Here is a 15,658-nt window from a genome sequence, read left to right on the forward strand (position 1 = left end):
TTTTCTATACCCTGTGCATCTTTAACAGATGCGCCTCCAAATTTAAATACTTTCATTTTTTAAAACTACTTATAAACTAAGCATAAATTTAGTAATACCTTCTTCATCCATCTGAACAGTAAGCCAGTCCCGTAAAATTTTAGCGCCGGAACGTTCATAAAACTTAATGGCATGTTTATTCCAGTTAAGCACTACCCACTCTATGCGGCGCACACCCTGTTGCTTTGCAAAGGTAATTACTTCTTTATATAATGCGCTGCCCGCACCTGTGCCACGGTGGTTTTCTTTTACAATAAGGTCTTCAAGGTGAATTGTTTTTCCTTTCCAGGTAGAATAACGGTAATAAAAAAGGGCCATGCCTACAATTTCATTCCCCTCTTCCGCCACAAAAGTATAAAACAGCGGATTGCTGCCAAAGCCGTCTTTAGTAAGTTCTTCGGCTGTTAGTGCTACTGCATCGGGTTCTTTTTCAAACGCTGCCAGCTCTTTAATAAGCTCCAATACGGCAGGCATATCTTTTTTTGTTCCTTTACGGATAATCATTGCTGAAATTTAGGGCAAAAATAAGCCGATTAACCTTAACAGATAATTAATTATTTTCTTATCACAAAAATTTAGATATTTGTGCCACAACTCAACTACAACGTTTTAGTAATGGAAGAACGCAACAAAACCCTAGGCGAATTTATAATTGAAAAGCAGGAAGATTTCAAATACTCGTCGGGCGAGCTGTCAAGGCTCATTAACTCTATACGCCTTGCGGCGAAAGTGGTAAACTATAAAGTGAACAAGGCCGGCCTTGTAGATATTGTGGGCGCCTTTGGCGAACAGAATGTTCAGGGTGAAGACCAGCAGAAACTTGATGTTTATGCCAACGAAATTTTTATGCAGACGCTGGTTAACCGAGAAATTGTGTGCGGCATTGCCAGCGAAGAAAATGACGATTATATAACCGTTAAAGGTAATGATGGCTGCCACAACAACAAATATATAGTGCTTATAGATCCGCTTGACGGTTCATCTAATATAGATGTAAACGTTTCGGTGGGAACTATTTTCTCTGTTTACCGCAGGGTAACACCAGTAGGTACGCCTGTAACGCTTGAAGATTTTTTACAGCCGGGCGTTAACCAGGTAGCCGCAGGTTATGTAATTTACGGCACCAGCACCATGATTGTATATACTACCGGCAATGGTGTTAACGGCTTTACACTTAACCCTGCCATCGGTACATTCTACCTGTCGCACCCTAACCTTACTTTCCCTAAAGATGGCAACATATATTCTATAAACGAGGGTAACTATGTGCATTTCCCACAGGGGGTTAAAGATTATATTAAATACTGCCAGCTTGAAGAAGACGACAGGCCTTATACTTCCCGCTACATTGGCAGCCTTGTGTCTGACATTCACCGGAATATGATTAAGGGCGGAATTTACATTTATCCTACAAGCAGCAAAGCCCCGACAGGCAAGCTAAGGCTTTTATATGAATGTAACCCTATGGCATTTATTGCCGAACAGGCGGGAGGCAAAGCTTCTGACGGTTTTACCCGTATAATGGAAATACAGCCAACAGAACTGCACCAGCGTGTACCTTTCTTTTGCGGAAGCTATAACATGGTAGCAACAGCAGAGGAGTTTATGGCGAAATACGGCAGGTAATATATATGCTATGAAAAAGATAAAAGGGATTTGCTTTATTCTTTTACAAACTTACCCGTTATATTATCTATCTTTAAAATATAGATTCCGGCAGGTAAAGCACTTACATTAATTGTATTACTACTTAATTTTTGAGAAAGTACCTGCCTCCCTGTAAGGTCATAAACAATAACTTCATTATCATTTACATTTTCTGCAATATCAATATTCACATAATTTTTAGCAGGGTTAGGATATAATGTAAATGATGTTTGAGCTTTGGCAAATTCAGTATTACTGAGTGTAGAAAACTGGAATAAAGCGGTTACCGGCAAATGGTTAGATGTATTATAATAGAACCCGCCTATTGTTTCTGCTATGGCTTCTTCCTGTAAAGCACTGCTTGTTATATAATTATCATCCAGTTCATTCGAAATGATAATATTTTCAATGATTGGATGTAAACCCCAGCTTGTGTCAGCATCTGTAATGTTACTTGTAATGCCGGTATAGTTGGCCTGGTCGTTCATAAAATTCTTAAAAGGAGAATCGTTACAGTTACAGGCTTCGCTTGTAGTGCCAATTAAATAGTCATTAAAATCTCCAATGACTATTACATTCTTTGTGTTATAGTTACTGCCGTCAAGTAATGCCTTTAAACCTTCTGAGCCTCCTTTCCTGCGTGTATAGCTCGTCGGATTTCCGTCTTCTGCCTTGGCATGTATATTTACAAGAGAAACAGGTATAAGTGTGCTTCCTGCTATAAGGTTTACGTTGTAAAGTGCCGGGTAGCGCCCGCTCGACCAGTTGTAATAGTAAGAGTTACCCTGTGCAGCATTTCCGTTAAGCATTTCGGACGCGCTTACAAGCTGCACTTTCGATTTTTTATAAATAATGGCCTGTCTCTGGTTGCAATCGCCCGTATTAGCGGGTGCAATAGCCCCACCCCATTGCGCGCTGCCCATAAGCGACACTAAAGTTTCTATAGACGGATTTGATGATGTATTGGAAACTTCCTGAAGGCAGTAAATATCTGAATTCATTGCAAGCATTGCATCTGCCACATTATTTATCTGCAAGTCTTCGTTTTCCGGGCCAAAGGTTTCGCAGCCCAGCCATTCGGTATTCCAGTTCGTGATTTTAAAAACAACATTAGTTCCCGGATTTGTTCCCTCCGGGAAACCCGTTACTTTTATATTTTTAATTTCCCACATGGCACTTGCAGATGAACTGCTTATGTAGCGAAAAGCAATTCGGGAATTAGATGATTGCGCAGCTTCCGGAATTGTTAGTGAGCCTGAAGGAACATATTGCCATGCCTGAGTAATATTCTGGTTAAGCCCCTCTAACTCAATCCAGTTTGTTGTTGCAGGATCTCCGGTATATTGTGATGTAGTATAAGCCTTATACCAACCCTGATTTACCCCTACATTCATTACCTCTGCATTACCCCGTGTATGGCTAAAGTTAAGCTGCACATTATTCATTTGAGAAAGGTTCATAACAGGGCTAATAAGCCAGTCTTCGTTCTGGTAACTTTGCCCGTTTGAATAACCGCTGCATACAGCACCATAAAGAGAATTGTAGCCCCATTGCTGCGGGCCGGTTACATTTACCACCGTAAAAGTATTGAAGCTTGACTGTGTAAGCATTGTTTGATCGAGAATTGTAGTTTGTGCCTGTACAATAGAGAACTGCAGACACATGAACATAAGCCCGATAAAAAATCTGGTAATTTTTAGCATTTAATGATGTTTAAGTTGAATACTTTACGGCAACACTTACCTGATTTACAAGTGCATGAAGCTGAATTTTTGCTGGCAAACATACAAATTAAAAATATTAGGCGTATGTTATATTTAAATTATCATTCAAGTTGGCGATGGTAATTAATGACAAATAAAAAAACCGCAACCATTTTATTACAAATGTGTTACGGTTTTTACTTGTGGAGAAGATGGGAGTCGAACCCACGACCTCTTGCATGCCATGCAAGCGCTCTAGCCAGCTGAGCTACATCCCCAAAATTGTGATGGCAAATATAATGCATTTGCTTTCCATTTTACAAATAGCGGGCTAAAGTTTTTAGAAAATCTTTTTTGAACACTATAATTGCTATATTTTTACCTGAAAAATAAATATAATGACAACCACAGCAAAGCCTGAAGGCTCACTTTACACAAAAATAGAAAACCATATAGCAACAATAGAGTTTGGCCATCCTGCAAGTAATTCTTTTCCATCGGTACTGCTGCAAAGGCTTACAGATGAGTTAGAAAAACTAAGCCATAATACTGATATACATGTAATAGTACTAAAAAGTGAAGGTGAAAAGGCCTTTTGTGCCGGGGCTTCATTTACAGAGTTGCTCGAAGTTTCAAACTACGAAGAAGGAGCATTGTTTTTTTCGGGTTTTGCCAATGTTATTAATGTTATGCGCAGCTGTTCTAAACTAATTGTGGGCCGAATTCACGGTAAAGCTGTGGGTGGCGGCGTTGGGCTTGCCGCTGCATGTGACTATGCGCTTGCAACAGAAGAGAGTGCAATAAAATTATCTGAGTTTACAATAGGCATAGGGCCTTTTGTTATAGCCCCTGCAGTAGAACGAAAGATGGGTGTGGGTGCACTTGCCGAAATGACCATAGCAGCAGATGAGTGGAAGAATGCTTACTGGGCGAAAGAAAAAGGGCTGTATGCGAAGGTTTTTGAATCTGTAAAAGACCTTGATAAAGAAATAGATATAATTACTAATAAGCTTGCAGGGTATAACCCCGAAGCACTTTCTGCAATGAAGAAAGTATTGTGGGAAGGCACTGAGAACTGGGATACACTTTTAGCTGAAAGAGCACAGATATCAGGAAAGCTGGTTTTATCCGATGCCACGAAAAAGGCACTTGAACCTTATCGAAAATAATAAGGGCTACCGTACAACCTAAACCTGCAGTGTTATTTTACGTTGGAATAAATTGCTTTTTAAGGTAGCCCTGACACACTACTACTGGGGATATGCTATTGCTGGTAAGCAGCTTTGTTATGTTTTTTATACTTTTTTCTTCTAAGCAGTTTTTCGAGCTTTTTGTGCTCCTGCCTAACAGATAGCTCAATAGGCGTTACACCCGTGTTATTTTCTGTATATGGGTTAGCCCCGTGTTTGAGCAATAATTTTGCGGCTTCATAATTTCCTGTCCAGCCCGCCCAATGCAGCGGGCATTCCATTATGCCGTCACGTGCATCAATGTTGGCATTATTTTCAAGCAAGAGCTTTACAATCTTTACATTATTATACTCTACACCATAATGCAAAGGAGTAATTTTTTCATTATTAGGAATATTTACATCAGCACCTAATTTTACAAAATAGTCAACTAAATGATAATAACTTAGTTTGGCAGCGCGGTTTAGTGGTGTAAAACCTTCAGCATCCTGAACATTAATATAAGCACCTTCTTTTACAGCTTTTTTTATACCCTGAACATCGCCATGAAGAGCTGCAGCAACCAAGGCGCTGTCAGCCTGCGTTTCAGGAATGTTTTGGGCAAATACAGCCGCGTTTATTAACATAGCAATTATTATATAGTTTAGATGTATTTTCATGTTGTACTTATAGGCAGTTAATCACTAAATGAATAGTCTTCAGTAAAATCAGTATTATCTCCAACAAGATTAATGGCTTCGGTAACAACTGTAGTGTTGTTTTGCTCAATCTTAAAGCTCCCGGTTAAAGGAGGTCCGTAATTTATTATCTGTACACCTGCTGTAAAAACATCTATTGCACTATTTGTTTCCATTATATATGTTTTAGTAGCTCCTGTAAAATCATTTTTGTCTAATGATACAGTTAGTGTATTAGGCTGTCCTTCACCATTGATACTCCATAAGGGACTCTCAACATCCCCAGACAGGTTATTACCGGCTAAAGTGATAGAAACATAGTCATTGTTTTCATTTACTTCATTTAGAGTTATTGTAATTTTATATGATGAATCATTGTGTGAATTGTTGTTATCATCATTATTGCTGCAAGATGACAAGGTAAAAAACACCATCATGTGCACTAAAGCGTCAGACAATATATCTTTCATAGCTAAAAAATTAGATTTTTTTATTATTAGTAAACAGTCGCTTATGACAGAGGCGGTATATTACAATTTAGTTTTTTAAAACTTTAAATTCTTCTGAATTGCCTCTGCTTCCTGTTAGTTTGATTATATAAACAGCAGAAGAAAGATTTTGCAGGCTTATCCTGTTATTTATGAGCTTGCCTTTTGATATTTCTTTTCCATCATTAGTATATATGCTGAAAGTATAAAAATCATCTTTATTGCTACTAACTGTAACATAGTCATGAGTTGGGTTAGGATACAAAATAATTTTTACTTTGCTTAAACCAGATACGCCTAAATTATCAGCTGTGGTAAAACTCCATATATCAGACCATATGCCAACCCCGGTGTTATCATTTAATCTAACCCGCCAGAAATAAGTAGTTGAAAATTCCAGCCCTGAAAAGTCGACTGTGTTTTCGATTATAATTCCTGACTGTACAACATCACTAAAATTACTATCGGTAGCACATTCATATTCATAACTTTCTGCTCCAGGTAAGGTGTTCCAGCTAAGGCTATCCGTTACAGGCACATTTACAGCTCCATTTTCCGGGTAAACAAGGGTTACCTGATCCTCATTTTCTGAATCTATCATAACAACTTTAGAATATACAGGCCCCCAGTTACCATCATCACCCTTTGTTCTTATCCGCAAAATATTAAGTCCCGCATCAGGGTATAATGCATTATCAGCAATAATACTTTCTAATGCCCGTGTAAAGTCACCGTCAAAAGCAAGCATTACGTTACCGTTACCCTGTCCGGGGTCGTCATTCCAAAAGTATTCTGCCTGCGTTATTTTTGCGGTGTTATTGGTGCTGTTGTCTCCCGAAAGGTTAAAGACTTTCCGGTAAACCGGGCTCCAGTTCCCGTCATCCCCTTTTATTCTTATGGCAAAAGTATGGTTACCTTCCTCCGGTAAAGCAGTGTCATTGCTTAAAACGGTTTCAATCGCATTGCTAAAGTTTCCGTCAAAAGCAAGTAAAGCAGTTCCGTTACCCTGCCCGGGGTCGTTATCCCAAAAATATTCTGCCTGTGTTATTTTTGCAGTATTATTGGTGCTGTTGTCTCCCGAAAGTACAAATACTTTCCGGTAAACCGGGCTCCAGTTTCCATTAACGCCTTTTACTCGTATACCTATTGTATGCATACCGGCAGCGGGCAATACGGCATTATCAGCAAGAACACTTTCCATGGCAGTATTAAAATTGCCATCAACCGCCTGCATTGCATAACCATTTCCTTCGCCCGGGTCAAGATCCCAAAAATACTCAGCCTGAACAAGGTTTTGTGAATGCAGGGCGCAGGTAAAAAGAAATATTAATATTATTATTTTGTTCATATACTATTTAGTAGTTGATAAGTACTAACTGTTTTACCTGTCAAAACCATCTGCTTTAATAATTAAAGGAGACCCGTTAGCAATTATACCGAAGGGCATATCTATAAAATAAACCCTTGAGCTGCCTGTTATTGGGAAATAATTATTGAGTGTATATGAGCCACCGTAACAACCGGCATCGCCCACTGTTAAGTCTAAATCGTAAAACTGGAAACTTGCATCGGCACCATTTTGGGCAGGAGTAGGTAAAATTAGTTCTCCTGTAGCCTGCGTAACAGGATTTTGAGTAAGTATCTGGCTGTTTAAAGATCCTGTAATTACAACATTTTCTGTAAGGTAGTAATAGTTGTTAGATTTTGATGAGGCCGGCGTTACCTCAAAAATGGATGGATTTGCACTTAAAAAGTTTGTTGTTCTTATAAAAATATTATTTCTTATATCTGCATTAGATGCACATGAAAAATAACGATTGTAACTGTTTCCGGAAGTAAAAGTTGTTTTTGGGGTTAAAACGGTATTGTTATAAAACTTAACCTTTTCGTTATTAGTGTCTGCATGTGTATATAAAAATGAAAAAAAGTCGAATGTACCACTAACTCTTTTTATATAGTTATTAAATACATTTAAATATACATTATTATTGATACAACTAATAGACGTACACTTGTTGGCAATAATATTAATAGTATCATTAGCAATAGAGGTAGAATTTGCTATTTGTATAGTGCTATTTGTATCGGATGTCAGATCATTGCCTATAACATTACCATGGGAAATATTAATAATGCCTGAATTTAAGATATTAGACACAATTTGAGAATAGAACTGGTTGTTCAGTATAATATTCCCACCGTCTATCTGGCAGCCCATAACGTTTACATCTGTCCTCCAGCCGTTACCTGTACCTGTTATATTGCCGGTAGTAATATAAGCACCAATAATTGTAACTTTTCTGTTATCAGTTGATTCTATGGTTATATTTCCCTGTATTTTATACCGGGCGGCATCCTGGGCAGATACAAGCTCCAGGGTTTTATTAATGGTAAGGTTTTCTATATACGGGTTTTCTCCTGCTTTAGGATAAATAATGATACGGTCTCCATCTGCAGAAGCAGTTATTGCTGCCGAAATGGTTTGGTATGTTCCTGTAGGGCCATTTTCCTGCACAATAAGGTCGGTAGCTGATACCCTAACGGTTAATAGAAACATAGAAATAATAGCGAAAATAGATTTCATATTTAATGCTGATTTTTTGAATTGATTTATATTAAAAACAGTCTCTCTATTTTTTTATAAACTTAGATACTACCTTTTGCCCGTCTTCAAGTACTGCTGTAAGCATATAAACTCCTTTTGCCAGGCCGGAAACGTTAAGTGAGTTACCATAGTGCCTGTTTATAATTATCTCTTTACCTGTAATGTCATGAACAGAAAGCTGTACCACTGCTTTGGCAGTATCTATAGTAAGTATATCTGCAACGGGGTTAGGATACAGCTTGTAATTATTGTTTACTACTGGTTCATTGTTAGAAAGCTGGCTGAAATTTATGGTGTGCTTTAAGATACCTAAATCAAAAGTGCCTATATATAAAGTAGCGGTGTTTATACCGAATTCCATAGCCACACTGTTAGTGTCGGAGTTTATGTAAAACAAATCCTGTACAGGTATCAGGTTCCATGTGTTGCCCGAATCACCCGAATACCTAACGGCAAATGATGTAAACTGCGTATCGTATGTAACGGCAACCATTTGCCCGTTTACAACATCGGAATGCTTAACAGACTGCACCTCGTTTACTGTTAGCTGAACCCAATTAGCGCCGGCATTAACAGATGTAAACACCCCTTGTGAAGTTGCTATTGTAAGCTGCTGGGTACTTAAGGGGTTTTGGCTTATCTGATAAATTTTGCCGCTTGTAGCAAGAGTTTCTAAGCCTGTACTTTGCAAAATCCATGATAAACCATTATTAATTGTATTATATACTTTTCCGTTAAGTGCAATCCACATCATACCAGGGTTTGCAATATCAAAATGAAAATCTCTTACAACACCCTGCTCCGGTAAATTTATTATAAGCTGGTCTATAGCTGCCGGGTCGCTAAGGTTAAACTCTATAAGGCTGCTGTTCTGGTTATCCTGCGACAGTGAGCACAATATAATGTTCTGATTACCCGGTTTAGATGATACAGCATCTAAAAACATGAACGTAAAAGAAATAGCATCATCATAACTTGCGCCATGATTATTGCTGATGCCCAGTCCTGAACCACCAGAATATGAACTGAATTTATACAGCCTTGCTTCAGTATAATCGTCTGAATAATATTTGCTGGTGGTAAAAGGCAATACCTGTATAGGGAGTGTACCGTATGAGTTTTCAGCTAATGAAAGCATGTTTTTATGCATGTGTCCATTTTGTACCGGGTAGTACAAATGTTTTGCGTTGTTACTTTTATACAGGTTTAACTGTCCTGATATGGATGAAAAAAACGGATTGTTGAATTTTGTAACAGTTGCTCCTCCGTTATCGCTTATTAACGCATAATCATTATTTGTAATTAAAAGCCGGCCTGCCTCAAAAGGATTAAAGGATAAGTATGTACCAAAATAATAATTATCAGGATTTTCCATTTCATTCGGGAATTCAATGACCTCTAATGTTTCAAAGTTGTCATCCGTCCTGATAATGTTATTGGTACCTAAAACAATTATATTGTTTGCATCCGTTGGATTATATTTAATATCAAATAACCCGTTACTTATTACATTGCTTCCCCAGTTCTCATCTACCGGATTCCAAGTGTCCCCTCCGTCTGTAGAGTGGTAAAGGTTTTGGGTGTTAGATGCATACCATGTGCCTAACAATATATCATCCGGGTTATCGGGGTGAAACGTTATTGGGCCAAAATCAATTTCGGGGAGCTTTTCAGTATAACTTAAGCCTCCATCTTCAGATATATAAAGGCCTCCAACATCTTCCGGATCATATCCTCCGGTCCTGCAAATGTATATTTTCTGAGGGTTGGCAGGAGATATGGCAACATTATTTGGGTATATGGTATTAAAATCAAAATTGTAATATATCATATTCCATCCGTCATTGCCGTTTTGTGTATAGTATACCCTGCTGTGAAGCCCTGCCCCGCCAATTTCATAATTATAGATGGCTATTAAAGTATTGCTATCATAAAAATCATATTTATATACAACACCGCTGGTAGCATCAGCCGGTATTGGCACTTCATACTCGTTTGTAATTAAACCTGTGGTAGTATTCAGTATATAAATTTTGTTAGCATTAGTATATCCATCCGTAACAGAAAAAGAAAGCTCATTTGCGTTATGTATTTTAAGGTTTTGAAACCCTTTATAATCTGCACTCGGGAAAGAATACAAAATCTGCCAGTTTTCGCCGGCATCTTCTGATACTACTATATGGTTACCTCCGGTTGCAGCATAAATCCTGTCCGGAATGTTTAGGTCGTAATTAAGATATATTAGCCTGCCAAATTCATTAGAGCCAATTATCTCTGTCTGTGCAAATAATGTATATTGAAAGACTGTAAACAGGAGTATAAGTATCTTCTTCATGTTCTTATTGCTTTACAACCTTAACATTATAAATAGCACCGTTAACAGCAGTTATTTTAAGAAAATAAATACCGTTGGCATAACTAGAAACATCAATAGATCCTGCGGGTCTGTTTATCCTTGCTATCTCTTTACCTAAAGCATCATATACAGCCATGTGCTGTATTTTTTCTATATTACTTAGCATAATAATATTTGTTGCAGGGTTTGGATAAACTGTAAAAGGAGTGTTTGTAACCGGTTGTTCTGAACTTAGGTTTTCTGTAACGAAATAAATACCTTTATCTGTTGCAAACCCGGTACTACTGGTTACTATATAAGGGGTATTGTTAGAATCAAATGTTATTTTGTTAACTAAATAGGGCAGTGCCATTGTAGCAGGCTTTGATAAATTTATCCAGGAAGCGCCCCCATTAACAGACTTGTACAGATTATCTGTAAATACATAATAATTGTTATCGTTATCAATAACAAGATAACCCAGCAGAACATCTGTTCCATCAGGGCCATTTACAACAGTAAATGATTCGTCTGAATGGTTAAATATGAAGGTTTTTACACCTATCTGGGCATACGTAATATCGTTTTTAGAGTGAATACTTATATCAAAACCTGCCTGATCCGGGACACTTATAGTAGCGTTGTTCCACGTTAATCCATTATTAGTTGTATAGAACAACTGATAATTGCCAAGTGATGAATCGAAGTTAAAAAGGGTTACATATATAACACCATTGCTATCTTCTGAAACAGAGGTAATCTGGCTCGCAAATGTATGTAGCTCTGTCCATGTTACACCATCATCTTCAGACATATATAATGTGTTTACCTCATTGCTCTTTAAAACAAACAGCGTATTATCTTCGCCCACGAAAAATCTCGTAATAAAATTGTTAAGGTTATCAGGAGTAATATCAGTATATGTTATGCCGTTATCATTCGATTTTTTTAGCGCTAAAGACAGGTTAACATAAATATTGCCGTTTTGTTTGGTATGTAAGCTGCTTGTACCTATCTCACCCTCATTTAAAAATAAGTTACTCCATACTGAATTAGCATCGGTTAATGTAGAGATAGTGTTGTTGTTATAAGTAGCCGAGAACAGCTTGTTGTCTGCGCCAAAGTCTATGTAGTCTGAAACCCCGGTAAATCCTTCATTAAGGGTACTCCAGGTGTCATCAGGGTTAAGTGTTTGCACTATGCTTTGATATGAAATATTATAAACGGTACCGGTAGCATCAGTTATAACTTCAATAGTATGCTGTACTTCATTGTTAAAAGATGCATCTATCCATTCATCAGCAGGTATCCCGTCAATAAACTTCATATTATATATACCTGTCTCAGTAGTAAGCCATAAAGTTGCTGATGTTTCATCATAAAATATACCTGTGTACCGTTCTGTATTATTAGGCAGGCTCATGGTATCCCAGTTTTGGTAATCATCAGATGTAACCATAAATATTTCGTCCTGTGCCATATTATAGCCTAAAGCATATACGATGCCTGCATCATCTTCTGTAAACTTGTATATCTGGTGTTGGTTTAAACTTGTTGCCTGAAAAGTTTGTCCGCCATTTTCAGAAATTAAGATACCGGCATTCCAGGTACCCATTATAACTGTATCATCAGCAGCCACTAATAATTCTGTAATTCCGTAAACAGAGTTGTTTGAAGGCGCATATTCAAAAAACTGGATTGTTTGCCCGTTATTAGTATATTTCCCTATTAAAAGAACTGTGCCAATAGTAATTCTACCATAAAAAGTATTATTTTCAGCAACATTAGATAGTTCATCTACCGTTTCATGAAATCCGGTAAGCGGATCTGTAATCATAAATTCTATTTGCCAGCTTGCGCCAAAGTCAGATGTTTTTTTTATACCTCCGCCAAGCTGCTCTGCTACATATAATGTGTTAGAGTCTTTATCAATGGTGATAGAAACAGGAGCAATTGGCCCTGAAAACTCAGTATCCAATTCAGTCCATGCACCATTTAATGTTTTAAAGTATATCCTTGAATCAGTAGTCAGCATATATAGTATGCCACTATTGTTAGATACAATATCCTTTGGCGCTACATTTACAGGAAAGTCCGAATAATAAGTCCATTCCTGCGCATTCACAATTAATAAATTAGCAATAAATAGCAGTAATAATAATTTTCTTTTCATAGCTTTTAAATTTTAATTAAACAATTTTCATATTATAGCTTTTTTTGTAAAGTTAAGTATGGAATCATTTCTCTGAAATAGTCTGAAACAGGTAAATTTCAATACTTGTTATCAGGTAATTGAGTTAGCATAGAATAAAAGAGTTCGCAGATTAGACTCCTTAACCGTAACAAATAAAAAAAACCGCAACTTAATGTATTGCGGTTTTTCATTCATTTATTTATTACTTACACTTTATTTAAGCCCTATAGCTTAATTGTTATATAATATTCGGCTATTCTTAAAATCATAAATAGTAGTACTGAAAGAATAACTATTATGACATTTTGTTTTCTGTTTACATTTAATTGGTTTGGGCTTAGTAATAATTTAAATGCTCCTATAACCTGAATTCTTCTTATAAAAAGAATACATGAAATGAGTACAGAATAAAGAACAGCCGCACGAAGGGCACCGATATTAACTGAAAAGACTATATCCTGGATAATAATGTTTGTGAGGATTGTAAGTACAAAAAAACACCCGATTAATCTTGTACGCCTGAATATCATTAATATACCTCCCAAAATCTCTATTACTCCAAGTGTTAATGCAAAGGATTTAGAATAGCCATAAAAAGCCCACATTAATTGCATACCAGTCATTTCTGAAACTCTTAAATCAGTATCTGCAGCACCGTTAAACTGAACTATTTTCCCTGCACCGTATGCAAACATTGCCATTACAACTATATAAGCAAAAGCATTTTCTGTAACTTCAATTAAAAACCTTTTAGAGCCCACCCTCATTATGTATAAATTTTTTCTTATCCCGGCGCCTTGCTTTAAAGCTTTATTCTAAATCCCTCTTCAGGAAAAACTCACCCTCTGTTAATGATAAGTTTTGCCCGTTAGTACCCTGTGCTAAAGATACTGTGCCGAAAAAACTGCCTTTAACAGAACTATTGGTTATTTCGGATATAATTATTACAAAATCTGTAATGTTGCTGTCATGCAGGGAATGATATGTAGTAGTGCCCTCTTGCGATATCCGGAATATCATTTCATAATCGTTTTCAGAATAAGAGCGTGTACTAATTCCTTCAGGAGCTGTAATTTCAAAATCGAAAGCAGGAAATGGTGTGTTGGCATTTTGCCTGGCATATCCGGATATCCTGTTACCGCCTGTATTTAAAGTAGCAACAGCATCAAGCTTATACTCGGTTAAAACACCATTAAGCCTGGCTTTAATATAATAATCCTGATTATTATTTCCGTTTCCGTTATTTTCATCATCACTGCCACATGAAGAAAATAAAACTGCAAAGATTGTAATAAGAGTAAAAAGCGTTTTTTTCATTTTCATTATTATTTTTATAGTTAATATACCTGTTGAATATGTATTGCGGAAAGTTTAAAAAATAGCGGAAAATACCGTTGAATTATTTTTTATAAAAGTATAGAGAGCGCGATTGGTTTGAAATAACTATAAAAAAGTAATTTTAATTACCTGATTTCTGGTAGCATTGTAGTATAGAGGTTATTTAAATTTGCATATAATAAAGTTGTATGAAGAAGTTGATCTGTTTTTTATTGATATGCTGCTGTTATGCTTCATTTTCGCAAAATGTATCATCTCTGAATAATGATGATGATGAAATTAATAAACTGCTAAAAGAAATTAGCACCACTAATAATGACAGCATAAAAAGTATTAACCATTTACGAATTTCGGGGCTATACTTTAAAAATGAAAAAATTAAAGAGTATCAGTTTCATTTGCAAAAAGGAAAGCAATTATCCAAAAAAAATGCTTTTTTACAAACTTATGCAAAATACAATACAGCCTTAAATCATTTGTATAATAATGATTATGACTCCCTCTACCTTGAAATAAGCGAAGTTTTAAAAGAACTAAAACAGTTTAAAAACAGTACATCAACAGAACTTCAGCTTCTGATAGTGCAAAATATAAGTATTTATCATACTATAAATTTAGATTACGACTTATCTATACAAATTTTAATTGAAGAAGGGATACCCCTTGCCAAAAGAACCCATAATTACACTGCCTTAGGTGCTAATTATGAAAGCATTGCAGATTCATTTTTTGAATTAGGCGATTATCGAAAATCGGCAGGCTATTATAAACTGGCTATTGGGAACTATAAGAAAGAAATTCACAAAAGTATCGACTTATTAAGTGTATGTTACATTTACTATTCTAACTGTCTCGCCCAACTGGGTGATTACAGCGAATCAGGACGTATTTTAAGCGAGGCAAACAAAATATTGAAAAAGTATCAGGGCAATAATCTTTACCCGCTTTATTATAATGCATTGGGAGAGCTTAACTTTAAGCTTAAAAAGTATACCGAGGCCATAAGCAACTTTAACAGCGGTATAAAAATAATAGAAAGTAATAACAATGCCGGGATTAATGACGCAACCTACCTGTCGCTTATTTTAAATTTAGCAGCGTCTAAATATGAGATTAAAAATTATAAGGGTTCTTTAGCGGTTTTAGAGAATTTAAACCTTAATACTAATGATAGTAATGAACTCGCAGCAAATGAATTACTGTATAAGAATTTTGATAAATTAGGCAATTACGAAAAAGCATATCATTACTTAAAAGGATATTCATCTTTAAAAGACAGCCTTGATGATGTAACGAAAGGAAAAGAATATCGTATGTTAGAAGCCAGATATAATGTTTCTGAAAAACAGAAAGAAATCTTCAGGCTTGAGAATGAAAAAACTGAAAAAGAGATCAGGCTGCAAAACCTTAGGTTATATTATATGCTTGAGTTTACAGTTCTT

At 36.5% G+C, this 15,658-nt stretch carries 13 protein-coding genes and 1 tRNA gene; 3 read left to right on the top strand and 11 right to left on the bottom strand.

The window, feature by feature from the left end; genetic code table 11:
• Nucleotides 1-69 precede the first annotated feature (69 nt).
• Complete coding sequence (locus Q0K96_RS13050; RefSeq protein WP_297334424.1) at nucleotides 70-543, bottom strand: GNAT family N-acetyltransferase; 474 nt, start codon at nucleotides 541-543, stop codon at nucleotides 70-72.
• Between the two features lie 111 nt (nucleotides 544-654).
• On the opposite strand from Q0K96_RS13050, the gene fbp reads away from it, so the two are divergent.
• Nucleotides 655-1,665, top strand: coding sequence for a class 1 fructose-bisphosphatase (fbp, locus tag Q0K96_RS13055; protein WP_297334425.1), 1,011 nt, complete (start codon nucleotides 655-657; stop codon nucleotides 1,663-1,665).
• A 35-nt stretch (nucleotides 1,666-1,700) separates the two neighbouring features.
• Here the strand turns inward: fbp and Q0K96_RS13060 are convergent, their stop codons facing one another.
• Both Q0K96_RS13060 and Q0K96_RS13065 read right to left on the bottom strand, forming a co-directional pair.
• Nucleotides 1,701-3,389 carry a T9SS type A sorting domain-containing protein gene (locus tag Q0K96_RS13060; protein WP_297334426.1) on the bottom strand — a complete coding sequence of 563 codons (1,689 nt, stop codon included), beginning with the start codon at nucleotides 3,387-3,389 and terminating at the stop codon, nucleotides 1,701-1,703.
• 204 nt (nucleotides 3,390-3,593) lie between these two features.
• Nucleotides 3,594-3,667: transfer RNA gene (locus Q0K96_RS13065), tRNA-Ala, on the bottom strand.
• A gap of 120 nt (nucleotides 3,668-3,787) precedes the next feature.
• Between Q0K96_RS13065 and Q0K96_RS13070 the strand changes: the two genes are divergently transcribed.
• Nucleotides 3,788-4,558, top strand: coding sequence for an enoyl-CoA hydratase/isomerase family protein (locus Q0K96_RS13070; RefSeq protein WP_297334427.1), 771 nt, complete (start codon nucleotides 3,788-3,790; stop codon nucleotides 4,556-4,558).
• Nucleotides 4,559-4,653: 95 nt separating this feature from the next.
• Here the strand turns inward: Q0K96_RS13070 and Q0K96_RS13075 are convergent, their stop codons facing one another.
• From Q0K96_RS13075 to Q0K96_RS13110, 8 genes are all read right to left on the bottom strand, one after another.
• On the bottom strand, nucleotides 4,654-5,205 hold the full coding sequence (locus Q0K96_RS13075) for an ankyrin repeat domain-containing protein (RefSeq protein WP_297334428.1): 552 nt from the start codon (nucleotides 5,203-5,205) through the stop codon (nucleotides 4,654-4,656).
• 50 nt (nucleotides 5,206-5,255) lie between these two features.
• Entirely contained in the window at nucleotides 5,256-5,714 is a 459-nt protein-coding gene (locus Q0K96_RS13080; RefSeq protein ID WP_297334429.1) for a hypothetical protein, read from the bottom strand.
• 79 nt (nucleotides 5,715-5,793) lie between these two features.
• Entirely contained in the window at nucleotides 5,794-7,092 is a 1,299-nt protein-coding gene (locus tag Q0K96_RS13085; protein WP_297334430.1) for a T9SS type A sorting domain-containing protein, read from the bottom strand.
• Between the two features lie 33 nt (nucleotides 7,093-7,125).
• The gene (locus Q0K96_RS13090) at nucleotides 7,126-8,328 is read right to left on the bottom strand and encodes a hypothetical protein (protein WP_297334431.1); all 1,203 of its coding nucleotides are present in this window, start codon (nucleotides 8,326-8,328) and stop codon (nucleotides 7,126-7,128) included.
• A gap of 46 nt (nucleotides 8,329-8,374) precedes the next feature.
• Nucleotides 8,375-10,684 carry a T9SS type A sorting domain-containing protein gene (locus Q0K96_RS13095; RefSeq protein ID WP_297334432.1) on the bottom strand — a complete coding sequence of 770 codons (2,310 nt, stop codon included), beginning with the start codon at nucleotides 10,682-10,684 and terminating at the stop codon, nucleotides 8,375-8,377.
• 4 nt (nucleotides 10,685-10,688) lie between these two features.
• Nucleotides 10,689-12,857 (bottom strand): T9SS type A sorting domain-containing protein, encoded by a 2,169-nt coding sequence (locus Q0K96_RS13100; protein WP_297334433.1) that lies wholly within the window; start codon nucleotides 12,855-12,857, stop codon nucleotides 10,689-10,691.
• Between the two features lie 245 nt (nucleotides 12,858-13,102).
• Nucleotides 13,103-13,645, bottom strand: coding sequence for a hypothetical protein (locus tag Q0K96_RS13105; RefSeq protein ID WP_297334434.1), 543 nt, complete (start codon nucleotides 13,643-13,645; stop codon nucleotides 13,103-13,105).
• A 43-nt stretch (nucleotides 13,646-13,688) separates the two neighbouring features.
• Nucleotides 13,689-14,195, bottom strand: coding sequence for a hypothetical protein (locus Q0K96_RS13110; protein WP_297334435.1), 507 nt, complete (start codon nucleotides 14,193-14,195; stop codon nucleotides 13,689-13,691).
• A gap of 209 nt (nucleotides 14,196-14,404) precedes the next feature.
• Here Q0K96_RS13110 and Q0K96_RS13115 point away from each other — a divergent pair.
• A partial coding sequence (locus Q0K96_RS13115; protein ID WP_297334436.1) for a hypothetical protein occupies nucleotides 14,405-15,658 on the top strand: 1,254 nt, incomplete at its 3' end.

This window comes from Flavobacterium sp. (genome assembly GCF_024305175.1).
Classification (GTDB): domain Bacteria; phylum Bacteroidota; class Bacteroidia; order Flavobacteriales; family Flavobacteriaceae; genus Flavobacterium.

Excerpts from the sequence above, each read along its gene's own strand:
- Q0K96_RS13085 (WP_297334430.1), bottom strand. The coding sequence starts at position 7,092 with ATGAACAAAATAATAATATTAATATTTCTTTTTACCTGCGCCCTGCAT.
- Q0K96_RS13090 (WP_297334431.1), bottom strand. The coding sequence starts at position 8,328 with ATGAAATCTATTTTCGCTATTATTTCTATGTTTCTATTAACCGTTAGG.
- Q0K96_RS13110 (WP_297334435.1), bottom strand. The coding sequence starts at position 14,195 with ATGAAAAAAACGCTTTTTACTCTTATTACAATCTTTGCAGTTTTATTT.
- Q0K96_RS13050 (WP_297334424.1), bottom strand. The coding sequence starts at position 543 with ATGATTATCCGTAAAGGAACAAAAAAAGATATGCCTGCCGTATTGGAG.
- Q0K96_RS13100 (WP_297334433.1), bottom strand. The coding sequence starts at position 12,857 with ATGAAAAGAAAATTATTATTACTGCTATTTATTGCTAATTTATTAATT.
- Q0K96_RS13095 (WP_297334432.1), bottom strand. The coding sequence starts at position 10,684 with ATGAAGAAGATACTTATACTCCTGTTTACAGTCTTTCAATATACATTA.
- Q0K96_RS13105 (WP_297334434.1), bottom strand. The coding sequence starts at position 13,645 with ATGAGGGTGGGCTCTAAAAGGTTTTTAATTGAAGTTACAGAAAATGCT.
- fbp (WP_297334425.1), top strand. The coding sequence starts at position 655 with ATGGAAGAACGCAACAAAACCCTAGGCGAATTTATAATTGAAAAGCAG.
- Q0K96_RS13060 (WP_297334426.1), bottom strand. The coding sequence starts at position 3,389 with ATGCTAAAAATTACCAGATTTTTTATCGGGCTTATGTTCATGTGTCTG.
- Q0K96_RS13070 (WP_297334427.1), top strand. The coding sequence starts at position 3,788 with ATGACAACCACAGCAAAGCCTGAAGGCTCACTTTACACAAAAATAGAA.
- Q0K96_RS13075 (WP_297334428.1), bottom strand. The coding sequence starts at position 5,205 with ATGTTAATAAACGCGGCTGTATTTGCCCAAAACATTCCTGAAACGCAG.